The organism is Mixta theicola (genome assembly GCF_002895925.1).
Lineage (GTDB): Bacteria > Pseudomonadota > Gammaproteobacteria > Enterobacterales > Enterobacteriaceae > Mixta > Mixta theicola.
Genome location: NZ_NWUO01000012.1, coordinates 21,960 through 45,331, shown reverse-complemented (window position 1 = coordinate 45,331; position 23,372 = coordinate 21,960). Strand labels below are relative to the sequence as shown.

Here is a 23,372-nt window from a genome sequence, read left to right as displayed (position 1 = left end):
TTAATACCTTCAGCATTCAGTAACGTTTTGGCGGTGGATCATGCCTGTTGAGCGGGCGAACAGGGATATACTTACCCCATGCCACTTCAGACATAATGGCGCCATCGTTTAACATATTAAATGTTCAGGCCAGGAGCCGGACGCTCTCAACGTTAACCCATTGGCTGACTATCTGGCTGAGCAGCGCATAAGCGCTTCACGCAGGTTACGGTTTATCTCCAGTAACGTCTGCAAGCGATGACCAAACTCCAGAACGGCGTTCATAAACATACAGCCGCGAAAGGCTTCACTTTGAATTTCGTGTTCATAGCAGGTGAAAAAGGCCGGCAACTGCGCCGGTGGTGAGCTCTGCTACTACGCTTGTTGATCACACATTATCTTATCACTGATGAAAAACTAACCGTTTGCAGATTAAGCATTGCCTCTGGCGAGCGGTATCATTTTTTGCACATGGTTTTACGCCGATGCCCCATTCCCTTACGCGTTGCGCAATGCTTAAATCATTTCAGGCCCAACTCCGGAGGTAATATGTTGCCATCACACACGCTGAGTCTGACCATTACACGTCATTGGCTGGATCTCTATGAAACTATCTGGAAGCCAGAATATTTTCCAAACTGGGTTTCCCAATTCGGTGAGGTACCGTTACAGGCAGAAGGGAGTTACTGGAAAGCCAAAGGAACGGATGGAACGTTAAAGGTCCGCTTTTCCGGGCACAATAGCTATGGGGTTATGGATTACTGGATTGACAATGGTTTCGGTAAGGAAATTTATATGCCGATGCGGATTGTTCCCAATCAGGAAGGCGCGCAGGTGCTGCTGACGCATTTCCGTCAGCCGTTTACCTCGGATGAAAAATTTCAGCAGGAATTAGCATTATTACAGCAGAACCTGCAGCAGCTTTATCATCTGGTAACGACCTGAATGCAGTAGCGCCAGCGAGAACTTCCCCGACACCGGTTATTCTGCGCTGTACAGAAAACAGGCAGCCGCGTAGTGCTGTTTTACCGGAATAGTCAGCAGCGATAACGGACTCCCTTATCCTGCTGGCGTAATCTCAGGTCGTCTCGGTAAACGGCAGTGACGGCAATTTTGCGCTGTACTGACGACAATGTTACGCAATGCCGTTTGCTCCTGGGCAGCCTTAGCGAAAGCCCGTTTAGCTACGTTCGGATCTAATAAAAATTTAGTGTGAGATAACAATGCAGAAAGCTTACCTGTTTCCGTTTGGAAAAGTTGAGTTTTATAAATTTATTTAATCTATTCTGAATCGGATAATTCTTAATAACAGCCAGATAAAGAATTATTTATCAATAAGTTAATAATTTACATTTCTGAGCGTGCTGATAAAGGTATAAAGTCAGCATCAGCTTATTTATCATTTGTTGATTTTATTTTTTTTGATCCATTCATTTTTTACATCCATTTATTACTATAACCGCAGTTTCGGATATTTCTTATGGTGCTTCTTAAGAGGAAAAAAGTTATAAGTTTTCCTGCACACAGCAATTTCTAATAATCAGACATTCCAGGAATTTCCTATGGAACGCATATCTCTACAAGACTTTACCGAGCAAGAGTTTATTAATTTCGCACATAAAATACTGTTAGCTGAATTTGAGACTACCGAAGGATTAATGAAAGCAGTAACGGAATTCGTTTTATTATCAGGCCATCCGGCTGGCACCGATCTTATTTTATATCCGCAGGATTTTAATATCACCACGCCACAAAGCATGGTGGACGTGATAAAATCCTGGCGGGGTCAGCATGGGCTTCCTTGTTTCAGAGATGATTATCATGCTATTGCCTTATAATAAAAGTTGCTTTCCCTGCTATAAAAATTAGAAGAATAATAGTCAGGGCGCTCTTATGCCAACACCGATTTTTTACCATCAATAACGCATTATGCAATTGAAATAAAAAGCAATTAATGGCATAAAATGGTCAGTCGTTTCATCAGCAACAACGATTGTGCCTGGCATTTTACAGTTAGCTGCTTGTCAGGGCGATCGAGCCGAAACAGTGTACTTTACTGACCATTACTTTGGTTATTTTTTCACGGGTTGATATGCTTGCTAATTTTAGGTTATCCAGTTCAGATATATAGCGAAAAACTTTATCTGAAACAGGTTTTTATACTAGCTGAAATTTTTATTGGCGTGGCCGTTGTGGTCGTTTTCTGTTTTAACAGTCACCATATTAGCGAGTTATTCCATCAGCCAGAGCTGAATGACTTTATTGAAGCGCTATCTGTTGCCTTTATTACTTCTCAGGGACAGAATTTCCGGGATTTATTAAAGGAAAACGGGCGCTTACGGTAAAAATTGCCGCTGGTGGCCTGATAAGGGACCTGCCGTTACAGAGTAGCCAGGATCCGCTGGCGCCCGAACTCAAACCAATTGTGCTGTGTAAGATACGTCCTGCCGTGACGTTAAAAATTACAAAAAAATTAATACAATAATAAAAGCTGTTGATGGGTGGATAAGTACCTGTAAACAGGTATTTTTATTAAGCGCGCTGCTATAGCGCGCTTTTTTTATTGTTTTTTGCTCACCAGTTTCCCGCTTCGCATAAACAGAGCTAATCCGGACGCGGATGCCTTAGAAATTTTCACTCGTCTACACTCAGAGAAGCGCTGTAGGCTTGCCACCGTTTTCCTGGAGCTGGCTATGTTACTGACCGTACTCTATATCATTGGCATTACTGCCGAAGCGATGACCGGCGCGCTTGCGGCCGGACGACGAAAAATGGATCTTTTTGGCGTTATTATTATTGCATCGGTAACCGCCATTGGCGGCGGTTCGGTGCGTGACATGCTGTTAGGTCACTACCCGCTCGGCTGGGTAAAACATCCTGAATACATCATGATTGTCGCCGCCGCAGCCGTAGTCACCACGGTTGTTGCCCCTCTGATGACTCATCTTCGCAAGGTCTTTCTGGTTCTGGATGCGTTAGGATTAGTGGTTTTCTCCATTATTGGCGCTCAGGTTGCGCTTGATATGGGACACGCCTCTGTTATTGCCGCCATTAGCGCGGTAATTACCGGTGTATTCGGCGGTGTGCTGCGCGATATGTTTTGCAATCGCATTCCGCTGGTGTTCCAGAAAGAGCTATATGCCGGGATCGCCTTTGCCGCAGGCTGGCTCTATATTTTGCTGTTAAAAACGCCGCTATCGCATGAAACGGTAATCCTTATTACCTTACTGTTCGGCTTTCTTTCCCGTTTGTTAGCGCTGCGTTTCCGACTGGGGCTGCCTGTTTTTAACTATCCGCATCCGGAGCAGTAATAGCCTTATTTTCCGGCGATGCCAGCGAATCGGGATAGGGTGACGAGGCCGATGGCTCTTCTTTTTGTGCAGCTTGCCATTGCTGAATAAAATCAACCAGTTCTCTTACCTGTTGATCCTTTAGCCAGGCATCAATTCGCTGTGCCAGAGTCGCGCCTACGCCAGGCAACTGCTGCCAGCTTTGCAGGCTGCGCGCCAGCAGCTGAGCCCAATTATTATCCGGTAGCGCATTGAGCGCGGCGGCAGGTAAAGGAACGCCAAGCGCCTTTACCCAACGGCGAAAAGGCTGATGCCGCACCCGGTTAAAATAATGCACGATTTGCCTGGCCCGCAGTGGAGTTATGCCCGGCAAAGCTGAAAGCTGCTCGCTATCCATATTGAGCCAGGAAAAGAGATGCAAAAAATCAGGATGCTGAAGCAGGCGCTGCCAGGTGCTGCGCTGAATCCCCGGTAGATCGAGAACCTCCCGCTGGCTTAGCCAACTCAGACGGGAAAGAAACTGTTTTCGGCAGTCCGCGCTGTTATAAAAGCAGCTCAGGCTATGATAATTTTGCGGGTCGGGTGGCTTAGGTCGATTGCGCTGTATAACCCGCCAGATCACCTTTTCAAGGTGCGGAATACCCTGTCCTGCCAGACCAATCGCCACCTGATCGCCCGGTACAATATCCAACGCCTGCCATCGCGCTAAAGAGCCCAGGCTGACACGACGCACGGTTTTATCATCCAGCTGCACGGGCGCGACATTAAGCACCACCGCGATTTTCCCGGTGCGCCCTATCGGAAAATCAATGGACTGCACTTCGCTGCTGATAACCGGTGGGTTATATTTCCAGGCGGCGACCTCTTCGTTACTGCCAGGCAGCCATTGCTTACCGGCTGAACGACGCGCCTGATGAATCACCACGCCATCGGTCACAAAGGGCAGCGGCGAGCGGAACCAACGCGCGCGCCACAGCGCAACCTCTTCTTCATTAATTACCGGCTGCGTCCAGGCGCTGGCTAAACCAAAGCCTAACTGCTTAAGCGCCGTTTGCCGCAGCGCCATAGTTTGCGGTCCATCGGGCCATGCCCAGATAAAGATACCCAGCTGTGAAAGTAATGGCGAAGGCTGTCGCCGCATTAGCGCGCCCGCTACCTGAGCGCGCGCGTTACTTCCGCCATCTGTCGCCTGCCGATGATCGGTCACGGTTAAAAACAGTTCGCCCTGTAATACCAATACGGGCCTTTTATCAGGGATTTGTTGCGGAAGTGCGGGAATATAAGCGGCTTTGTCCAGCCAGTTCTGCCCCTTAAGGCCATCGCCACGGCTAATCAACGCAACCAGTTCTCCCTGGCGATAAACTAACGTCACCGCGACGCCATCAACTTTCGGCTGTATCCATAGCGGCCCTTTGCCTTGCATCCAGTACGCCACCGCCAGCTTATCCGGTAGTTTTTTTACGCCCGTATGCGCAACAGGATGACTGGCCGTACCGTTATCGGCCCAGGCCGGGCGATCTGGCGCCGCCGTGGGCTGGAAACAGTGCTGCCATTGCCGTAACCGTTGTTGCAGGCTGTCGTACAGCGCGTCATCAATCAACGTCTGGCCATCACGATAGTAGGCTTTATCCCAGCTGCGTAGCTGCCGCTGGAGATGAGCTATTTCTTCCGTTGCCCGCACCGGCGTCCAGCGTGGACATAGCGCCTGCGCCGCCCCGGCAAACAGACACAGCAACCATAAGGCCGTCTTTCCTGACATAGTTCCTCCTTGTTCTCAGCCGCTGCAGTAGAACGTATTAAAGGCGACGCGGCGAGAAGCACGGAGCTAAACTGGAAAACCATGCGCGAATTTTTTTGCAAAGCGTGCAAACCACCACGCCTCACGCGGTTTACTTTCCAGAAAAGAAGAAAAACCACAGCGGAACGGAGCAAACGCTGCATGGCGGCGGCAAGCCGTGTATACTGTGCAGGAAACAGACTCCGCTCTTTTACACACTTCAAGAACTATCATGGCTCAAGGCACGCTTTATATTATTTCCGCCCCCAGCGGCGCAGGCAAATCCAGTCTGATTCAGGCTATGCTGAAAACGCAGCCGCTCTACGATACACAGGTATCCATTTCGCATACGACGCGCGAAATGCGCCCCGGCGAGCAGCACGGCGAGCACTATTACTTCGTTTCTAAACAAGGCTTTGAAGCGATGATTGAGCAGGATGCTTTTCTTGAGCATGCTGAAGTGTTTGGTAACTATTACGGCACTTCGCGCGAGGCCATTGATCAAGTGCTGGCGACCGGCGTTGATGTCTTCCTGGATATTGACTGGCAGGGCGCGCAGCAGATTCGGCAGAAATTGCCCACGGCGCGCAGTATCTTTGTTTTACCGCCCTCGAAAGAGGAGCTGGATCGCCGCTTACGCGGTCGTGGTCAGGATAGCGAAGAGGTTATCGCTCGCCGCATGGCTCAGGCCGTTGCGGAAATGAGCCACTATGCCGAGTACGACTATTTAATCGTTAATGATGATTTTGATCTGGCGCTGTCGGATCTGAAAACCATTATTCGCGCTGAGCGTCTGCGTATGGGCCGTCAAAAAGCCCGGCATGATGCATTAATCAGCAAACTATTGGCAGACTGAAGTCACTTTCAGTATTATGCCCAGTCATTTCTTCACCTGTGGAGTAGCACATTTATGGCACGCGTAACCGTTCAGGACGCAGTAGAAAAAATTGGTAACCGTTTTGACCTGGTTCTGGTCGCTGCACGTCGCGCACGTCAGATGCAGGTGAGCGGTAAAGATCCGCTGGTACCGGAAGAGAACGATAAACCGACCGTTATCGCTCTGCGCGAAATCGAAGAAGGCCTGATCACCAATCAGATCCTTGATGTCCGTGAGCGCCAGGAGCAGCATGAGCAAGAAGCCGCCGAGTTGCAGGCTGTTACCGCTATCGCTGAAGGTCGTCGTTAATTAGCCGGAAGGCTCGCCCTTGTATCTTTTTGAAAGTCTCAATCAGCTGATTGAAAAATACTTGCCTGAGGAGCAGATTAAGCGCCTCAAGCAAGCTTACCTTGTCGCACGTGATGCTCACGAGGGGCAGACTCGCTCCAGCGGTGAGCCCTATATCACTCATCCCGTCGCCGTCGCCTGTATCCTGGCGGAAATGAAGCTCGACTATGAAACGCTCATGGCCGCGCTGCTGCATGACGTGATTGAAGACACGCCCGCCACCTATCAGGACATGGAACAGCTGTTCGGTAAAAGCGTTGCCGAACTGGTTGAAGGCGTATCCAAGCTGGATAAGCTGAAGTTCCGTGATAAAAAAGAGGCGCAGGCGGAGAACTTCCGCAAGATGATCATGGCGATGGTGCAGGATATTCGCGTCATCCTGATCAAGCTGGCCGACCGTACGCATAATATGCGCACGTTGGGTTCGCTGCGGCCAGATAAACGGCGGCGCATTGCGCGTGAAACGCTGGAAATCTATAGCCCGCTGGCGCACCGCCTGGGTATTCATCATCTGAAAACCGAGCTGGAAGAGCTGGGCTTCGAAGCGCTCTATCCCAACCGTTATCGCGTAATTAAAGAAGTGGTGAAGGCCGCGCGCGGTAACCGTAAGGAGATGATCCAGAAAATCCTCGCGGAGATTGAAGGACGTTTGCAGGAGGCCGGTATTTCCTGCCGCGTATTTGGCCGCGAAAAACACCTCTATTCCATTTACTGCAAAATGCATCTGAAAGAGCAGCGCTTCCACTCCATTATGGATATTTACGCGTTTCGCGTGATCGTCCGCGATGTGGATACCTGCTATCGCGTGCTGGGTCAGATGCATAGCCTGTATAAGCCGCGTCCGGGCCGGGTGAAGGATTATATCGCCATCCCGAAAGCGAACGGCTATCAGTCGCTGCATACCTCAATGATTGGCCCACATGGCGTGCCGGTTGAGGTACAGATCCGTACGGAAGATATGGATCAGATGGCGGAGATGGGGGTTGCGGCGCACTGGGCTTATAAAGAGAAAGAGCAGGGCGAGAGCGGCACCACCGCACAGATTCGTGCGCAGCGCTGGCTGCAAAGCCTGCTGGAACTGCAGCAAAGCGCCGGTAGCTCCTTTGAGTTTATCGAAAGCGTGAAATCCGATCTGTTCCCGGATGAGATTTACGTTTTTACGCCGGAAGGGCGTATTGTCGAACTGCCCGCTGGCGCTACGCCGGTGGACTTCGCCTATGCGGTGCATACCGATATTGGTCATGCCTGCGTGGGCGCACGCGTCGATCGGCAGCCCTATCCCCTTTCACAGCCGTTGGCCAGCGGCCAGACGGTGGAAATTATTACCGCTCCCGGCGCCCGGCCCAATGCCGCCTGGCTTAACTTTGTCGTCAGTTCAAAAGCGCGCGCCAAGATCCGTCAGCTGCTGAAAAACCTCAAGCGCGAAGACTCGGTGAGCCTGGGACGTCGCCTGCTTAATCATGCGCTGGGCGGCAGCCGTAAACTGGCTGAGATTTCACCGGCCAGCATTGAGCAAGAGCTGGAGCGGATGAAGCTGGCGTCGCTGGACGATCTGCTGGCGGAAATCGGTCTGGGCAACGCGATGAGCGTCGTGGTAGCGAAAAACCTGCTGGATACGGCGGGCGGCCTTTCCACCAGCGCCACGTCACGCAGCAAGCTGCCGATTAAAGGCGCCGATGGCGTGCTGATTACCTTTGCGAAGTGCTGTCGTCCGATTCCTGGCGACCCGATTGTGGCGCACGTCAGTCCCGGTAAGGGCCTGGTGGTTCACCATGAGTCGTGCCGTAACATTCGTGGCTATCAGAAAGAGCCCGAAAAATTTATGGCGGTGGAATGGGATAAGGTGACCGAGCAGGAGTTTGTCGCTGAGATTAAAGTCGATATGTTTAATCATCAGGGCGCGCTGGCGAACCTGACGGCGGCGATTAACACGGCCAAATCGAATATTCAAAGCCTGAACACGGAAGAACGTGACGGCCGCGTTTACAGCGCCTTTATTCGTTTGACGGCCCGCGATCGCGTTCATTTGGCGAATATTATGCGCAAAATTCGTGTAATGCCGGACGTCATCAAAGTTCACCGTAACCGAAACTAACGCATGAATGCTCAACGTTTTGCTCGTATACGCGAGATGCTGGCCGCGCGCCAGCACGATCTCACCGTATGTATGGAGCAGGTACATAAACCCCACAACGTGTCCGCCATTATTCGTACGGCGGACGCGGTGGGCGTCCATGAAGTCCACGCAATCTGGCCCGCCAACCGGATGCGTACCGTGGTTTCTTCTGCCGCCGGCAGCAATAGCTGGGTGCAGGTTAAAACCCACCGTACGATTGCTGATGCGGTAACCCATCTGAAGCAGCAGGATATGCAGATCCTGGCGACCAACCTTTCCGCCAAAGCCGTCGACTTTCGTGAAATCGACTATACGCGCCCGACCTGCATTCTGATGGGCCAGGAAAAAACCGGCATCACTCAGGAAGCGCTGGCGCTGGCCGATCGGGACATTATTATTCCGATGGCAGGCATGGTGCAGTCACTGAACGTTTCGGTCGCCTCCGCGCTGATCCTTTATGAGGCGCAGCGCCAGCGGCAAAACGCCGGTATGTACCAGCGCGACATCAGCACGCTGCCGCACTCAGAACAGCAGCGCCTGTTGTTTGAAGGCGGTTATCCGGTATTGGCGCGCGTGGCTAAACAGAAAGGCCTGCCCCGTCCTACCATCGACGACAACGGCGAAGTGATTGCCGATGCCGGGTGGTGGGCCGCAATGCAGTCAACGGCTAAACGATGAAAGGCCGCCTGCTGGATGCCGTTCCGCTCAGCACCCTTTCCGGCATAGGCGCCAGCCAGGCCGGAAAGCTGGCAAAGATCGGGCTGCATACCGTGCAGGATTTGTTGCTGCACCTGCCGCTGCGATATGAAGATCGCACGCAGCTTTACCGTATTAACGATCTGTTGCCCGGTATCTGGGCGACGGTTGAAGGCGAAGTGCTGCATACCGACGTAACTTTTGGCCGCCGCCGTATGCTGGTCAGCCAGATTAGCGATGGCTCTGGCGTGGTAACGCTGCGCTTTTTCAACTTTAATGCCGGAATGAAAAACGGGCTGTCGCCCGGCGCACGCGTTACGGCTTACGGCGAGATCAAACGGGGCCAGCGCGGCGCAGAGATGATCCATCCTGAATATCGCATTCAGGGTGAGCACAGCGTTACCGAGCTGCAGGAAACGCTAACCCCGGTTTATCCCACTACGGAAGGGATTCGTCAGGCCACGCTGCGTAGCCTGACCGATCAGGCGCTTAACCTACTGGATACCTGCCCGATTGCCGAGCTGCTGCCAGCGGAATTAAGCGGCGGCCTGCTTAGCCTGCCTGATGCGCTGCGCACGCTGCATCGTCCACCGCCGGATATACAGCTGGCCGATCTGGAAAGCGGACGCCATCCGGCCCAGCGCCGTCTAATCCTTGAAGAGCTGCTGGCCCATAACCTGAGTATGCTGGCGGTGCGCGCTGGCGCCCAACGCTATCATGCGCTGGCGATGTCGCCGCGTCATACGCTAAGCGATCGGCTGCTGGCGGCGTTGCCGTTTAAACCTACCGTCGCTCAGCAGCGGGTGGTTAAAGAGATTGAGCAGGATCTTACCCACGATTATCCCATGATGCGGCTGGTTCAGGGCGACGTAGGCTCTGGCAAAACGCTGGTTGCCGCCCTGGCTGCGTTGAATGTTATCGCTCACGGTAAACAGGTTGCGCTGATGGCGCCGACCGAGTTACTGGCCGAGCAGCATGCTAACAATTTTCGCCAGTGGTTTGCGCCGCTGGGCCTTGAGGTTGGCTGGCTGGCGGGCAAACAGAAGGGTAAAGCCCGGCTGGCTCAGCAGGAAGCGATTGCCAGCGGCCAGGTTGCTATGGTGGTAGGCACGCACGCTATTTTCCAGGAACAGGTGCAGTTTAACGGCCTGGCGCTGGTGATTATTGATGAACAGCACCGCTTCGGCGTCCACCAGCGCCTGGCCCTGTGGGAAAAAGGCGAGGAGCAGGGTTTCCATCCTCATCAGTTAATCATGACCGCGACGCCGATCCCGCGTACGCTGGCGATGACCGCCTATGCCGATCTGGATACGTCGGTTATTGATGAACTTCCTCCGGGACGCACGCCGGTTACCACGGTCGCGATCCCCGACTCACGGCGCGCAGAAATTATTGAGCGGGTAAAAAACGCCTGCCAGACGGAAGGCCGCCAGGCTTACTGGGTATGCACGCTGATTGAAGAGTCCGATCTGCTGGAAGCGCAGGCGGCGGAAGCAACCTGGGAAGAGTTAAAGCTGGCGCTGCCCGATTTACAGGTAGGTCTGGTTCATGGCCGCATGAAGCCGCAGGAAAAGCAGGACGTTATGCAGGCTTTCAAACAGGGAGCGCTTCAGCTGCTGATCGCCACCACGGTCATTGAGGTGGGCGTGGATGTTCCTAATGCCAGCCTGATGATTATCGAAAACCCGGAACGGCTGGGACTTGCCCAGCTGCATCAGCTGCGTGGACGCGTAGGCCGGGGCGCGGTCGCCTCTCACTGTGTACTGCTCTATAAATCCCCGCTGAGCAAAACGGCGCAAAAGCGCCTGCAGGTGCTGCGTGACAGCAATGACGGTTTCGTTATCGCCCAGTGCGATCTGGAAATTCGTGGGCCAGGTGAACTGCTGGGTACGCGGCAAACCGGCAACGCTGAGTTTAAAGTGGCTGACCTGCTGCGCGATCAGGCGCTAATCCCTGAGGTACAACGCATTGCGCGCCATATTCACCAGCACTATCCGCAACAGGCGCAGGCGCTGATTGAACGCTGGCTGCCGGAAACCGATCGCTACACCAACGCCTGACGTCTGTTTTTTCTTTTCCGATCCAGAATAAATAAACCCGTTAAGGTAAAACCCGCTTAGCAAACGATTGCTTTTGCGATGCAGTGAATTACAATCGCCACTTTGTTTCTCAGGGAACCCTAATCATGTCCGCCAACCCTAATGAAATCGCCCCGTCCGCTACCGGCGTGACGCCGAAGAGCGAACTTATTTATCGCCTGGAAGATCGCCCGCCGCTGCCGCAAACGCTCTTTGCCGCCTGTCAGCATCTGCTGGCTATGTTCGTGGCGGTTATTACCCCCGCTCTGCTGATTTGTCAGGCGCTTGGCCTGCCCGCCCAGGATACGCAACACATTATCAGCATGTCGCTGTTTGCCTCTGGCGTCGCGTCGATATTGCAAATTAAAACCTGGGGTCCGGTAGGATCGGGGCTGCTTTCTATTCAGGGCACCAGCTTTAACTTTGTTAGCCCGCTGATTATGGGTGGCCTGGCGTTAAAAAATGGCGGCGCCGATGTGCCTACGATGATGGCCGCTTTATTTGGCACGCTAATGATCGCCTCCTGTACGGAGATGGTTATTTCCCGCGTGCTGCATCTGGCGCGCCGTATTATCACCCCACTGGTTTCCGGCATCGTCGTGATGATTATTGGCCTGTCGCTGATTCAGGTTGGCTTAACCTCTATCGGCGGTGGCTTTGCCGCGATGAACGATCACACCTTCGGCGCGCCGAAAAACCTGTTGCTGGCAGGCGCGGTGCTGGCGGTGATCGTTATTCTTAACCGTCAGCGTAACCCTTATCTGCGCGTCGCCTCGCTGGTGATTGCGATGGCCGTGGGATATTTACTGGCGTGGGCGCTGGATATGCTGCCGGAAAACAGCGCTCCGTCAAACAGCGCGCTGGTGGCCGTTCCGATGCCGCTCTATTACGGCCTGGGCTTTGACTGGAACCTGCTTATTCCGCTGATGCTGGTATTTATGGTGACCTCGCTGGAAACCATCGGCGATATTACCGCCACCTCTGACGTCTCAGAGCAGCCGGTTAGCGGGCCGCTTTATATGAAGCGTCTGAAAGGCGGCGTACTGGCTAACGGCCTTAACTCTTTTGTCTCCGCGCTGTTTAACACCTTCCCTAACTCCTGTTTCGGCCAGAATAATGGCGTTATCCAGCTGACCGGCGTCGCCAGCCGTTACGTGGGCTTTGTCGTGGCGCTGATGCTGATTGTGCTTGGCCTGTTTCCTGCGGTAAGCGGCTTTGTACAGCATATTCCGGAGCCGGTGTTGGGCGGTGCGACTATCGTGATGTTTGGCACTATCGCCGCATCCGGGGTGCGTATTGTCTCGCGTGAACCGTTAAATCGTCGGGCAATTATGATTATGGCGCTCTCGCTGGCGGTGGGTCTGGGCGTGTCGCAGCAGCCGCTGATCCTGCAGTTTGCGCCGGAATGGTTAAAAACCCTGCTCTCTTCCGGTATCGCCGCAGGCGGCATTACCGCCATTGTGCTGAATCTGTTTTTCCCTCACGAGAAGTAAACCTTGCGGGGCGGGCCGTGACCCGCCTTCTGCAGCGTATTTATTCCGGCTTTACAACCAGGCGGTTGAGCTATGCCAGTAATTAGGGCATAACAGGCGATAGCGGAAATTCATACGGAAGGATGCAAATGAAACTTGTCGGAAAGTTAACGCTTTCGCTGTTGTTGCTACTGCTGCTAACGCTGGTAGCGATCTATCTTTTGCTGCAAACCCGCTGGGGCGCGGAATGGGCCAGCAGACGAATAAGCGATGATACGGCCTGGCATCTTTCCGTCAGCAAAATAGAGCATAACTTTTCCAGTCCGGGGCTGCTGGCCTTACGTAATGTGAGTTTTGGTCATGATGGCCAGCCCGCCGTGATGGTGGCAAAAACCGTTAACCTCGGTTTGACGCTCTCTTTGTTTAGCGATGCGCTGCACTTTACCCGTATTGAGCTGCAGGACGGTACGCTGAATGTCGCCAATATGCCGACGAATATGGCCTGGCCGTTACAGGCCGATCGCCTTCAGCTGCGCAATATGACGCTGAATAGCCCCCGGCAGACAATCAACACGCTAGCGTTAAACGGCGGCGTAATTCCCTGGCAGCCGCGCGCGGGCAATATTTTAGGTGATAACGCCAGCTTTCAGGCCAGTGCGAACAGCGTGACGCTACATGGGCTGGAGGTTACCAATGCCCTGGTTCAGGGAAGAATAAGCGATCGGCAGCTGGTGATTAATAATTTCGGTGCCGATCTGGCGCGCGGCTCCGTGACCGGCAGCGCCCAACGTGACGCACAGGGTAAATGGGAAGTGTCCGCGCTGCGCCTGAATGATATTCGTCTGCAAACGGACAAATCGCTTAGCGCATTCTTACAGCCGCTACGTAGCCTGCCTTCGGTGCATTTTTCGCGCGTGGATATGACTGGCGCTCGTCTGCAGGGGCCGGACTGGGCAGTAACCGATCTCGATTTACTGCTAAAAAACCTGACGCTAAGCAATGGCGACTGGCAAAGCAACGACGGCTCGCTGGCTCTGAATGCCGACAGCTTTATCAACGGTCAGCTGACGTTAAACGATCCGATTCTGAATCTCGACTTTTCTCCGCAAGGCATTGCGGACGCGCGCTTTAGCTCACGCTGGGTTAACGGCTTAATCCGTGCGCAGGGCAACTGGCAACGTCAGACGAAGCAACTTACGCTGGATGAGCTGGTATTGGCCGGGCTGGAATATACGCTGCCGGAAAACTGGCGCGACCGCTGGATGGCAACGCTGCCGGCCTGGCTTGACGGCGTACTGGTGAAAAAGCTAAGCGGCAACCGCAACCTGATTATCGATGTAAACCCTCAGTATCCGTTGCAGATAACCGCGCTGGACATCAGTGGTTCCGACCTGCTGCTGGCGCGTCATCGTCAATGGGGTATCTGGCAGGGCGCTCTTAACCTGAATGCGGCGGAAGCTACCTTCAACCGTACCGATATTCGCCATCCTTCGCTGACGTTAAATGCCGATGCCGAACAGATTGCGGTGACGGAAATGAGCGCGTTTGCGGATAAAGGTATGCTGGAAGGTCTGGCAACGCTGGATCAAACGCCGGCGCGCAATCTGTCGTTAACGCTGAACGGCCGGTCCGTACCGGCGGATGTGCTGCAAAACTGGGGTTGGCCAGCGCCGCCGCTAACCGGTCAGGCCACGCTACAGCTGAAGCTGAATGCGAGCCTGGCGGCAGCAATGCCGTTAAAAAACAGCGCTAACGGCACATTAACGCTGACTTCAGACGGGAAAACCCTGCAACAATCTATGGTTCAGGGTGAAGTCAGCAATCATCCATGAGGCTCTAGCGGCCCGTCGGGATCGGCGGGCAGTACGATATAGACGCCGTTAAATACCGCCCCGCACGCATCATTGCCGAACAGCTCCACCTCCAGCTGCACTCGCGCTTTACGTCCGCGCGCCAGCCGATCGAGATCGCCGCTTAGCGAACCGAGATCGGCGGCGGCGCTGGGCTTGCCGCTGATGGGCTGGCTGTAGCGAATATGGGCATCGGCCAGAATAATAGTGCCGCCTAAATGGCGCTCGCGCAGCAGCAGCCAGATCAATCCCCAGCCGGTCAGCGTGGCCAGGGAAAACAGGCTGCCCGCGAACAGCGTATGGTGCGGATTCTGATTGCCGGTTTCCGGCATGGTGGTCATAAATTTCTGGCCGGTATACTGGGTGATACGCACGCCCATTTTCTCACTGAGCGGAATATGCTCATACCAGGCCTGCTGCAGCTGCCCGCACCAGTCAGCACGATGCAGGATGTCATCCAGCGTGATAACCGGCTTAATCATTAAAAAGTGGCGTACCGGCGTAGTGAGCGGCGCGGTAATTTCCCCCTGGTTGACATAGCCCAGCTTGGCAAAGAACTCGACCGCATCCTCACGCGCGCTACAAACCACCCGCTTAACGCCTTCCTGACGGGCAACCGATTCCAGCGTCATCGCCACCAGCGTTCCTAATCCTTTGCCCTGTACCGTGGGATGCACCGCCAGAAAGCGAATAGAGGCTTCATTGTCCGCATTGATATAAAGACGACCGGCGGCGACAGGCTTACCCTGCTCATCCACCACCATTTGATGATGCGCCATGGCATCCCAGGCGTCCCGCTCTGAACCCTGCGGCTGACGCAGCGGCTTACGTAACATTTCCCAGCGGAACTGGTAATACATCTCCAGCTCTTCGGCAGTTTCCGGCACTCGTAGATGATACATAAAATGATTCTCTCGTTCGGCGTGGGCGTGGTTGTTCCTGGCTGCTGCTGCTACCGGCATCATACCTGTAGCCAGAAGGTCACCGGTCCATCATTCACTAAGGCGACCTGCATATCTGCGGCAAAACGCCCGTTCTCCACGGGCAGATTTTTTTGTCGGCAGCAGTCGCTGAAGTAGTGATACAGGCGCTCCGCCTCCTGCGGTTCAGCGCCGCGGGAAAAGCTGGGCCGCATTCCCTTTTGCGTATCAGCGGCCAGCGTAAACTGTGAAACCACTAACACGCTGCCGCCGGCCTGCTGGACATTGAGGTTCATTTTGCCGTTTTCATCGCTAAAAATACGATAGCCCAGCGCGCGTTCGCACAGGCGCTGCGCTTTCTGTTCATCATCCTCTTTTTCCACGCCCAGCAATATCAACAAACCGGGACCAATCTTTCCCACCGTTTCGTCGGCCACCGTAACGCTGGCGCTCAGCACCCGCTGAATTAATGCAATCATGCTTCCTCACTGCCTTTTTCTTGTTGTTGTCGCTGACGATACTCGCCCAGCGTGACGGTTATCTCCGCCCCTAATAATACGATACACCACGTCCAGTAAACCCACAGAAACAGGATCGGGATCACTGCCAGCACGCCATAAATCAGCTGGTAAGAAGGGAACGTGGTGATGTAAAGCGCAAACGCTTTTTTACCCAGCTCAAAGAGCAAGCCTGCCACCAGCGCCCCGATTAATGCGTCACGCTGCGGCACCCGCGTTGTTGGCACCAGACTGTACAACAGCCAGAAAGCCAGCCATGAAAGCAGGAGCGGGAAAATACGCAGCGCCTGATCGATAAGCCCGGTCATCCCGCTGACGGCCACCCATCTTAGCGACAAAAGCCAGGTACTAATCGCCAGGCTGGCCCCGGCCAGCAGCGGTCCCAGCGTCAGGATCATCCAGTAGACGGCAAAAGAGTAAACCAACGGGCGTTTTTTCTGGCTGCGCCAGATGGCATTCAGCGCGCTGTCGATGGAATGCATCAGCAGCAGCGAGGTGACAATCAGCCCAACCGCGCCCACGATGGTCATTTTATTGACGTTGGCGACAAACCGATCGAGATAATCCTGCACCACATTGCCCGCTGCCGGGACGAAATTATTGAAAATAAAGTGCTTTAGCTGCACGCTGATTTCGGAGAACACCGGAAAGGCGGCAAACAACGAAAAGACCACCGCCACCAGCGGCACCAGAGCCAGCAAGGAGACAAAGGCCAGGTTGCCCGCCTCAGTCGTCATGCCATCATGTTCAATACGCTGCCAGAGAAGTTTGAACCAGGCGCCCGCTGCGCGGATACGTGGACGTAAAGAAAGCGGCGCCATTAGTTAACCACGGTGAGCAAACCAGTCAGGCACCACCTGCGCATCGGTAACATGCACGGCGGTAATACCCAACTGTCGCGCCGCCTCGATGTTTTCCAGATTATCGTCAAAGAATACGGCGTTGTCGGCGCTAAAGCCTTCCTCTTGCAGCACCCGCTGAAAAATGCGCGCTTCCGGTTTGCGCATGCCTAAATCCTGCGAAAGATAAAGCTTATCGGCGGCCTGCCGCACTTCCGGGTACTGCGACGGCCAATAGTCGCAATGCAGTCGGTTGGTATTGGACAGGATAACCACCCGTTCGCCGCGGCTGCGTAGCTGCTGCATCAGGGCAATAACTTCAGAACGCAGGCCGACAAACAGCGCCTGCCAGCCCGCCGTAAACTGTTCATAGCTGAGCGCTACATCCAGCTCGGCGCAGAGCCTGGCCGCAAATTGCTCATCGCTTATTTCGCCACGCTCATGCTGTGCAAAATTTTCGCCCATCTGAAAGCGGCTTTTTAATGTCGCCAGCGGGACGCGGCTCAGTTCGCTCCAGACGCCTGTTACCCGGCTAAAATCTATATCTACAATGACGTTACCTAAATCAAAGATATACAGCATAGCCATCTCCTTCCGTTATAGAGGAGTAACTTTAGCGGGAAAGCATAGCTTTGACTATGCGGCATTACGCATCATGTGCACACAACGCGAGAAAACCGCTTCGGGTAAAATATCGTCTGACCGGCCAGAAAAGCGTGATTATGTTTCGGTTAATTCCTCACTGGCTGACGTCGTGACAGGCACAATTTCAACCTGGCTGGACTTCAGCAGATGCTGTAGCGCCGGTCCCGGCAGCGCGTCAGTAAATAACGCCGTGGTTTGCGACACATTGCCAATCTCTACGGCAGCGGATGCATGGTATTTCGTATGATCGGCGGCCAGTAATATATGGCGTGAATAGGCCATCATGGTTTTCACTACGCTGGCCTCGTTAACGTCAAATTCCAGCAATGTGCCGTCACCCTCAATCGCCCCCATGCTGGTGACCAGATAGTCCGCCCGAAACCCTGAAACAAAGGCTGTCGCGGCGGGGCCAATAATTCCGCCGTTATGTGCGCGCAGCGTTCCGCCAGGCACCATAACCTCAAAACGGGGGTTTTTATAAAGAATGTGCGCAACCCGCAGACTGTTGGTGATGATGCGTAGATGGTTATGATTGAGCAGCGCTCGCGCCACATGCTCGACGGTAGTGCCGATAGTAATAAAGATGGTGCAGCCATCGGGAATATAGTCAGCAATCGCTTCGGCAATCGCCCGCTTCTCCTGCGTCAAGGAGACCTCCCGCTGCTCAAAAGCGGTATTCACTACGCTAGAGGCGCGCCCGGCCCCACCGTGATGACGCGTAATCAATCCCTGATCGCTCAGTTTACGAATATCGCGCCGTACCGTCTGTGTGGAAACATCCAGCAGCTGCGCCAGCTCATCAATATTCATATAGCCACGCTCGGCAATCAGCGTCAGCAGCCGATCGTGTCGTGGATTACCGGTCAGTTCGGTAACGCTCATTGGCTTTCCTCTAAAATCCAACTGGTTTCATATTTTATACAAAAAGTGACATAAAAGAGCGGATTTGGTCACCGTCGGGGATACCGGCGCGCCCACCAGCACGAGTACACTTCAGCGCGGCGACAGCACTGGCGAAGCGAACCGCCTCTGCCCTGGTGTGCTGCTGGGCAAGACTTATCGCCAGCGCGCCGTGAAAAACATCGCCCGCACCGGTAGTATCCACCACATCGACGCTAAATCCGGGCTGATGATTTAACGTGCCCTCTTCCAGCCAAAAACAGCCCTGCGCTCCCTGCGTGACATACACATGGCCACGGGTGAGCATTTGTGCTTCTTTTAGCGCGGCGGCTGGCTCATATAGCCCGGTCAGGCGCTGTAAGCCAGGCGCAGAGAAGGCGGCATGGTCGCTCAATGCCACCAGATCGCCGATCGCCTGCGGCGTCACGTCTGCATCAAGGATAGTCGGTACGCCCGCTTGTCGAGCCAGGGTAAAGGCGCATTTTGCCCCATCGTGCCAGCGCACATCCGCCAGCACTGCATCCCACTGGCTGAAGTCGATATCGGACAACCAGCTGGCGTCAGCAGGCAGATCCGGGCTGGGATAGTTAGCAATAATGCGTTCGCCGTGACCATCCACCAGCACCGCCGACTGTGAGGATCGCGCGCCTTTCACCACGCGGGTATAGCGAGTATTGACGCCCAGGAATGCCAGCTCCGTCAGTAGGGTACTTCCGGTCTCGTCATCACCCACTCTACCAATAAAATCAACGGCAGCGCCCAGTTTTGCTGCCGCCACCGCCGCCGTCGCCGCCGGGCCTCCCCCCACCTCGGTGTAGTTTTTCGCTACGTACTTGCCTCCTTCCTGCGGTAAATCATTAAGATACCAGATGCGATCCAACACGGTGATGCCTATACAAGCGATGCGAGTCATAGCTGTTCCTTACCTTTTTTCTGTTTCCCTCATTTTAATTTTATGAATTGTTTAAAAAGTGACACCTGTCAATTTTTTGACTTTAAATTACAAATACGATCAAACAATAGACATAAACGCTCAATTATTGACAGAATGAAACACTGAACCACGTTTGAGGAGAAGGTATGGCGGTCATTGCATTTATAGGGCTGGGCCAGATGGGCGCGCCGATGGGGAGCAATCTGTTACGGGACGGTCATCAGCTAAAGGTATTTGATATTAACCCGACAGCGGTACAGCAACTGGTGGAAAAAGGAGCCACGGCAGCGGTCACGCCAGCCCAGGCCGCCGTTGATGCCGAGTTTGTTATCACCATGCTGCCCAACGGCGATCTGGTTCGCTCGGTGTTGCTGGGTGAACAAGGGGTTTGTGACGGGTTATCCCCTCAGGCGCTGGTTATCGATATGTCCACTATTCACCCTCTGCAAACCGACGCCCTAATTCACGATATGAAACAGCGCGGCTTCAGCATGATGGATGTTCCCGTGGGCCGCACCTCCGATCACGCCATTGCCGGAACCCTGCTGCTGTTGGCAGGCGGTACATCGGAGCAGGTGGAACGCGCCACGCCCATTCTGATGGCGATGGGCAGCGAGTTGGTAAACGCTGGCGGCCCAGGCATGGGTATTCGCGTCAAGCTTATCAACAACTATATGAGCATCGCTTTGAACGCCCTCTCCGCCGAAGCCGCCGTCCTGTGCGAAGCGCTCGGCCTGTCGTTCGACGTGGCGTTGAAAGTAATGAGCGGCACCCCGGCGGGCAAAGGCCACTTCACCACCTCCTGGCCGAATAAAGTGCTGAAAGGCGATCTTTCTCCGGCCTTTATGATCGACCTTGCTCACAAAGATCTTGGCATTGCGCTGGATGTGGCGAATCAACTGCATGTCCCAATGCCGCTGGGGGCCGCCTCTCGCGAAGTTTATAACCAGGCGCGCGCCGCCGGGCGGGGACGCGAAGACTGGAGCGCAATTCTTGAGCAGGTACGCACCTGTGCCGGGCTGTCTCATTAACGTAGATCAGGTAAAAAGGATTAAGCATGAATCGCTACACCATTAAAGACATTACTCGCCCTTCCGGCGGTTTCGCCATGCTGGCGGTCGATCAGCGGGAAGCCATGCGCTTAATGTTTGCCGCCGCAGGCGCAACCACGCCCGTTACCGATGGGGTATTAACGGATTTTAAAGTGAACGCCGCCCGTATTCTTTCGCCCTATGCCTCGGCGATCCTCGTCGATCAGCAGTTTTGCTATCGCCAGGTCGTTGAGCAGAAGGCGATCGCCAGCAACTGCGCGATGATTGTTGCGGCGGATGCGTTTATTCCCGGCAACGGCATTCCGGTAGATAGCGTGGTGATTGACCAACACGTTGACCCGCAGCAGGTAAAGCGCGACGGCGGCAAGGCGCTCAAGCTGCTGGTGCTCTGGCGCAGCGATGAAGATCCGCAGCAGCGCCTTGAAATGGTCAGGGCGTTTAACCAGCTATGCCACAGCAACGGTCTGGTCAGCATTATCGAGCCAGTGGTGCGTCCGCCGCGTCACGGCGACGCGTTCGATCGCGAAGAGGCGATTATTCATGCCGCAAAAGAGCTGGGCGATAGCGGGGCCGATCTCTACAAGGTAGAGATGCCGCTGGCCGGGAAAGGCTTGCAGCAGGCGCTGCTCAGCGCATGCCGACGCCTGAACGAGCACATCAATATGCCCTGGGTCATCCTCTCTTCCGGCGTAGATGAAAAACTTTTCCCGCGCGCCGTGAGCGTTGCCATGACCGCAGGCGCCAGCGGCTTTTTGGCCGGACGCGCCGTCTGGTCCTCGGTGATTGGTCTGCCAGATACAGAGATGATGCTGCGCGATCTCTCGGTGCCTAAGTTGCAGCGTTTAGGCGAGATTGTGGATGAAATGATGGCCCGCCGTTGAGGAGAGAAAACGATGAAATGGTTTAACACCCTGAGCCACAATCGCTGGCTTGAGCAGGAAACCGACCGAATTTTCAACTTCGGCAAAAACGCGGCGGTACCAACAGGTTTTGGCTGGCTGGGCAATAACGGCCAGGTACGGGCAGATATGGGCACGCACCTGTGGATCACCGCGCGCATGCTGCATGTCTATTCCGTCGCTGCCTGCATGGGGCGTCCTGGCGCGTACGCGTTGGTCGAGCATGGCATCACTACCCTGAACGACGCGCTGCGTGATAAGCAGTATGGCGGCTGGTATGCCTGCGTAAACGATGAAGGCGTGGTGGATGCCTCCAAACAGGGCTATCAGCACTTCTTTGTCCTGCTCGGGGCGGCCAGCGCGGTTACTACCGGTCATCCCGACGCGCGGCCGCTGCTTGATTACGCTATTGAGGTGATTGAAAAGTATTTCTGGAGCGAGCAGGAGCAGATGTGTCTGGAGTCCTGGGATGAAGCCTTCAGCAAGACGGAAGATTATCGTGGCGGCAACGCCAATATGCATGCGGTGGAAGCTTTTCTGATCGTCTACGACGTCACCTCCGAACGCAAATGGCTCGAGCGGGCACTGCGTATCGCTTCAGTGATTATTCACGACGTCGCCCGTAAAGGTGACTATCGCGTTAATGAACACTTTGACACCAGCTGGAACCCGATGCGCGATTACAACAAAGAGAATCCTGCACACCGTTTTCGCGCCTATGGCGGCACACCGGGGCACTGGATTGAATGGGGCCGCCTGATGCTGCATCTGCGCGCCGCGCTGGAGGCCCGCTTTGAGACGCCGCCCGACTGGCTGCTGGAGGATGCTAAAGGCCTGTTCTACGCTACCATCCGTGATGCCTGGGCACCGGACGGCGCGGATGGGTTTGTCTATTCCGTAGACTGGGACGGAACGCCTATTGTCCGCGAACGCGTGCGCTGGCCCATCGTGGAAGCGATGGGAACCGCTTACGCCCTCTATACCGTCACGGGGGATGCGCAATATGAAGCCTGGTATCAAAAATGGTGGGACTACTGCATGAAGTACCTGATGGACTATGAAAATGGTTCCTGGTGGCAGGAGCTGGATCCTCATAACGAAGTGACGACGAAGGTTTGGGACGGCAAACAGGATATTTATCACCTGCTGCACTGTCTGGTCATCCCCCGGCTTCCGCTGGCTCCGGGCCTGGCTCCGGCCGTGGCCGCCGGGCTTCTCGACAGCAATGCGAAATAGCGTCTCGCAAGGACACCGGACATGCACAGCAGTGGAATAACCATCGAACTCACCGCAGGTCGCTACCAGGCGAAAATCGTCTCTGTGGGCGCAGGGCTGGCTGAATTAACCCGCAGCGGGCGACATTTGGTCGTCCCCCACCATCCGGAAACGATGCCGCCAGCCCATCAGGGAAAAGTGCTGGTACCCTGGCCTAACCGCATTGCCAACGGCTGTTATCAGTATCAAGACGTTGAGTACCTGCTTCCGTTAAACGATCGGGCAACTCACGCCGCCATACATGGGCTGTTAGCCTGGCGCGACTGGCAAATTCGCGCCCGTTCCGCTTCAGCGGTGACGCTGACGGCATTTCTACCGCCGTCCTATGGTTATCCCTTCGCATTGGTTTGCGAAACGGTTTACCGGCTTGATGCAGCGTCAGGCCTGGAGATTACCATCACCACGCAAAACATCGGTGACCGGCCTGCACCTTACGGTGCAGGTATTCACCCTTATTTAACCTGCAATCTGGAAACGGTGGATACCTGTACGCTACGGCTCCCTGCTGAGCAGGCGTTCTGCGTGGATGCACAGCTGAACCCCCGGCATCTTCTCGCCACCAGCGAAGCGGGACTGGATTATCGCTCGCCGCGAACTCTCGGTGCGTCGCGGATCGATCACACCTTTAAAGCCCCCTCCTCAGAGAGGCCGTGGAAGGTGGTGCTGACCAGTCCGCAGCAGAAGATGTCCGTTTTTCTCTGCTCTACCCAACCCTGGATACAGGTTTATAGCGGCGAAAAATTAGCGCGTACCGGACTGGCCGTAGAGCCCATGAGCTGCCCGCCCAATGCGTTTAACTCGACGCAAGATTTGATTTCTCTTGCTCCGCAGGAGACGCACCGTCTGTGGCTGGCAATCGGCGGCGAATAAAAGAAAAAAATAACCGAATTACCCTACATCTACGGAG

General features: G+C 54.5%; 22 protein-coding genes. 15 read left to right on the top strand and 7 right to left on the bottom strand.

Annotated features, from left to right (window positions below):
• Positions 1 to 528: 528 nt before the first annotated feature.
• The 4 genes from COO59_RS15475 to COO59_RS15460 all read left to right on the top strand — a co-directional run bounded on the left by COO59_RS15475 (position 529) and on the right by COO59_RS15460 (position 3,290).
• Entirely contained in the window at positions 529 to 924 is a 396-nt protein-coding gene (locus tag COO59_RS15475) for a polyketide cyclase (protein WP_103060665.1), read from the top strand.
• 617 nt (positions 925 to 1,541) lie between these two features.
• Positions 1,542 to 1,817, top strand: coding sequence for a bacteriocin immunity protein (locus COO59_RS15470; protein ID WP_103060664.1), 276 nt, complete (start codon positions 1,542 to 1,544; stop codon positions 1,815 to 1,817).
• A gap of 249 nt (positions 1,818 to 2,066) precedes the next feature.
• Positions 2,067 to 2,324, top strand: a complete 258-nt coding sequence (locus COO59_RS21665) for an oligosaccharide flippase family protein (RefSeq protein WP_121494944.1) — start codon at positions 2,067 to 2,069, stop codon at positions 2,322 to 2,324.
• A gap of 348 nt (positions 2,325 to 2,672) precedes the next feature.
• The gene (locus COO59_RS15460) at positions 2,673 to 3,290 is read left to right on the top strand and encodes a trimeric intracellular cation channel family protein (RefSeq protein ID WP_103060662.1); all 618 of its coding nucleotides are present in this window, start codon (positions 2,673 to 2,675) and stop codon (positions 3,288 to 3,290) included.
• Here COO59_RS15460 and ligB read toward each other — a convergent pair.
• The gene (ligB, locus tag COO59_RS15455; protein WP_103060661.1) at positions 3,265 to 5,028 is read right to left on the bottom strand and encodes an NAD-dependent DNA ligase LigB; all 1,764 of its coding nucleotides are present in this window, start codon (positions 5,026 to 5,028) and stop codon (positions 3,265 to 3,267) included. The genes COO59_RS15460 and ligB overlap by 26 nt on opposite strands.
• Before the next feature lie 250 nt (positions 5,029 to 5,278).
• Here ligB and gmk point away from each other — a divergent pair, with 250 nt between their 5' ends.
• The 7 genes from gmk (at position 5,279) to COO59_RS15420 (ending at position 14,465) form a co-directional block, all read left to right on the top strand.
• Positions 5,279 to 5,902: a guanylate kinase gene (gene gmk / locus COO59_RS15450; RefSeq protein ID WP_103060660.1), complete on the top strand. Its 624-nt coding sequence runs from the start codon at positions 5,279 to 5,281 to the stop codon at positions 5,900 to 5,902.
• A 54-nt stretch (positions 5,903 to 5,956) separates the two neighbouring features.
• The gene (rpoZ, locus tag COO59_RS15445; protein ID WP_085069262.1) at positions 5,957 to 6,232 is read left to right on the top strand and encodes a DNA-directed RNA polymerase subunit omega; all 276 of its coding nucleotides are present in this window, start codon (positions 5,957 to 5,959) and stop codon (positions 6,230 to 6,232) included.
• Positions 6,233 to 6,251: 19 nt separating this feature from the next.
• Positions 6,252 to 8,366, top strand: a complete 2,115-nt coding sequence (spoT, locus tag COO59_RS15440; protein ID WP_103060659.1) for a bifunctional GTP diphosphokinase/guanosine-3',5'-bis pyrophosphate 3'-pyrophosphohydrolase — start codon at positions 6,252 to 6,254, stop codon at positions 8,364 to 8,366.
• A 3-nt stretch (positions 8,367 to 8,369) separates the two neighbouring features.
• On the top strand, positions 8,370 to 9,065 hold the full coding sequence (gene trmH, locus COO59_RS15435) for a tRNA (guanosine(18)-2'-O)-methyltransferase TrmH (protein WP_103060658.1): 696 nt from the start codon (positions 8,370 to 8,372) through the stop codon (positions 9,063 to 9,065).
• The gene (gene recG / locus COO59_RS15430; RefSeq protein ID WP_103060657.1) at positions 9,062 to 11,143 is read left to right on the top strand and encodes an ATP-dependent DNA helicase RecG; all 2,082 of its coding nucleotides are present in this window, start codon (positions 9,062 to 9,064) and stop codon (positions 11,141 to 11,143) included. Before trmH ends, recG begins: the two co-directional genes overlap by 4 nt.
• Before the next feature lie 125 nt (positions 11,144 to 11,268).
• Entirely contained in the window at positions 11,269 to 12,654 is a 1,386-nt protein-coding gene (locus COO59_RS15425) for a nucleobase:cation symporter-2 family protein (RefSeq protein WP_103060656.1), read from the top strand.
• A gap of 128 nt (positions 12,655 to 12,782) precedes the next feature.
• Positions 12,783 to 14,465, top strand: coding sequence for an AsmA family protein (locus COO59_RS15420; RefSeq protein WP_103060655.1), 1,683 nt, complete (start codon positions 12,783 to 12,785; stop codon positions 14,463 to 14,465).
• Here COO59_RS15420 and fabY read toward each other — a convergent pair.
• The 6 genes from fabY to COO59_RS15390 form a co-directional block, all read right to left on the bottom strand.
• The gene (fabY, locus tag COO59_RS15415) at positions 14,456 to 15,385 is read right to left on the bottom strand and encodes a fatty acid biosynthesis protein FabY (RefSeq protein WP_103060654.1); all 930 of its coding nucleotides are present in this window, start codon (positions 15,383 to 15,385) and stop codon (positions 14,456 to 14,458) included. The genes COO59_RS15420 and fabY overlap by 10 nt on opposite strands.
• Before the next feature lie 59 nt (positions 15,386 to 15,444).
• On the bottom strand, positions 15,445 to 15,882 hold the full coding sequence (gene dtd / locus COO59_RS15410; protein ID WP_103060653.1) for a D-aminoacyl-tRNA deacylase: 438 nt from the start codon (positions 15,880 to 15,882) through the stop codon (positions 15,445 to 15,447).
• Positions 15,879 to 16,742, bottom strand: coding sequence for a virulence factor BrkB family protein (locus COO59_RS15405; protein WP_103060652.1), 864 nt, complete (start codon positions 16,740 to 16,742; stop codon positions 15,879 to 15,881). The genes dtd and COO59_RS15405 overlap by 4 nt, the downstream gene beginning before the upstream one ends.
• Positions 16,743 to 16,745: 3 nt before the next feature.
• A complete protein-coding gene (gene yihX, locus COO59_RS15400; RefSeq protein ID WP_103060651.1) occupies positions 16,746 to 17,342 on the bottom strand; it encodes a glucose-1-phosphatase in 597 nt (198 codons plus the stop codon).
• 138 nt (positions 17,343 to 17,480) lie between these two features.
• On the bottom strand, positions 17,481 to 18,287 hold the full coding sequence (locus COO59_RS15395; RefSeq protein WP_103060650.1) for a DeoR/GlpR family DNA-binding transcription regulator: 807 nt from the start codon (positions 18,285 to 18,287) through the stop codon (positions 17,481 to 17,483).
• Between the two features lie 34 nt (positions 18,288 to 18,321).
• Positions 18,322 to 19,218: a sugar kinase gene (locus tag COO59_RS15390; protein ID WP_103060649.1), complete on the bottom strand. Its 897-nt coding sequence runs from the start codon at positions 19,216 to 19,218 to the stop codon at positions 18,322 to 18,324.
• A gap of 167 nt (positions 19,219 to 19,385) precedes the next feature.
• On the opposite strand from COO59_RS15390, the gene yihU reads away from it, so the two are divergent.
• From yihU to COO59_RS15370, 4 genes are read left to right on the top strand one after another with little or no spacing between them, the layout of a single operon-like run.
• Positions 19,386 to 20,270 (top strand): sulfolactaldehyde 3-reductase, encoded by an 885-nt coding sequence (yihU, locus tag COO59_RS15385; protein ID WP_103060648.1) that lies wholly within the window; start codon positions 19,386 to 19,388, stop codon positions 20,268 to 20,270.
• Positions 20,271 to 20,296: 26 nt separating this feature from the next.
• Entirely contained in the window at positions 20,297 to 21,172 is an 876-nt protein-coding gene (yihT, locus tag COO59_RS15380) for a sulfofructosephosphate aldolase (protein WP_103060647.1), read from the top strand.
• A 12-nt stretch (positions 21,173 to 21,184) separates the two neighbouring features.
• Entirely contained in the window at positions 21,185 to 22,426 is a 1,242-nt protein-coding gene (gene yihS / locus COO59_RS15375) for a sulfoquinovose isomerase (protein WP_103060646.1), read from the top strand.
• Between the two features lie 21 nt (positions 22,427 to 22,447).
• A complete protein-coding gene (locus COO59_RS15370; protein ID WP_103060645.1) occupies positions 22,448 to 23,335 on the top strand; it encodes an aldose-1-epimerase in 888 nt (295 codons plus the stop codon).
• Positions 23,336 to 23,372: the final 37 nt, after the last annotated feature.

Coding starts and splice junctions, on each gene's coding strand:
- COO59_RS15475 (WP_103060665.1), top strand. CDS start 529: ATGTTGCCATCACACACGCTGAGTCTGACCATTACACGTCATTGGCTG.
- COO59_RS15470 (WP_103060664.1), top strand. CDS start 1,542: ATGGAACGCATATCTCTACAAGACTTTACCGAGCAAGAGTTTATTAAT.
- COO59_RS15460 (WP_103060662.1), top strand. CDS start 2,673: ATGTTACTGACCGTACTCTATATCATTGGCATTACTGCCGAAGCGATG.
- ligB (WP_103060661.1), bottom strand. CDS start 5,028: ATGTCAGGAAAGACGGCCTTATGGTTGCTGTGTCTGTTTGCCGGGGCG.
- gmk (WP_103060660.1), top strand. CDS start 5,279: ATGGCTCAAGGCACGCTTTATATTATTTCCGCCCCCAGCGGCGCAGGC.
- rpoZ (WP_085069262.1), top strand. CDS start 5,957: ATGGCACGCGTAACCGTTCAGGACGCAGTAGAAAAAATTGGTAACCGT.
- trmH (WP_103060658.1), top strand. CDS start 8,370: ATGAATGCTCAACGTTTTGCTCGTATACGCGAGATGCTGGCCGCGCGC.
- recG (WP_103060657.1), top strand. CDS start 9,062: ATGAAAGGCCGCCTGCTGGATGCCGTTCCGCTCAGCACCCTTTCCGGC.
- COO59_RS15425 (WP_103060656.1), top strand. CDS start 11,269: ATGTCCGCCAACCCTAATGAAATCGCCCCGTCCGCTACCGGCGTGACG.
- COO59_RS15420 (WP_103060655.1), top strand. CDS start 12,783: ATGAAACTTGTCGGAAAGTTAACGCTTTCGCTGTTGTTGCTACTGCTG.
- fabY (WP_103060654.1), bottom strand. CDS start 15,385: ATGTATCATCTACGAGTGCCGGAAACTGCCGAAGAGCTGGAGATGTAT.
- dtd (WP_103060653.1), bottom strand. CDS start 15,882: ATGATTGCATTAATTCAGCGGGTGCTGAGCGCCAGCGTTACGGTGGCC.
- COO59_RS15405 (WP_103060652.1), bottom strand. CDS start 16,742: ATGGCGCCGCTTTCTTTACGTCCACGTATCCGCGCAGCGGGCGCCTGG.
- yihX (WP_103060651.1), bottom strand. CDS start 17,342: ATGCTGTATATCTTTGATTTAGGTAACGTCATTGTAGATATAGATTTT.
- COO59_RS15395 (WP_103060650.1), bottom strand. CDS start 18,287: ATGAGCGTTACCGAACTGACCGGTAATCCACGACACGATCGGCTGCTG.
- COO59_RS15390 (WP_103060649.1), bottom strand. CDS start 19,218: ATGACTCGCATCGCTTGTATAGGCATCACCGTGTTGGATCGCATCTGG.
- yihU (WP_103060648.1), top strand. CDS start 19,386: ATGGCGGTCATTGCATTTATAGGGCTGGGCCAGATGGGCGCGCCGATG.
- yihT (WP_103060647.1), top strand. CDS start 20,297: ATGAATCGCTACACCATTAAAGACATTACTCGCCCTTCCGGCGGTTTC.
- yihS (WP_103060646.1), top strand. CDS start 21,185: ATGAAATGGTTTAACACCCTGAGCCACAATCGCTGGCTTGAGCAGGAA.
- COO59_RS15370 (WP_103060645.1), top strand. CDS start 22,448: ATGCACAGCAGTGGAATAACCATCGAACTCACCGCAGGTCGCTACCAG.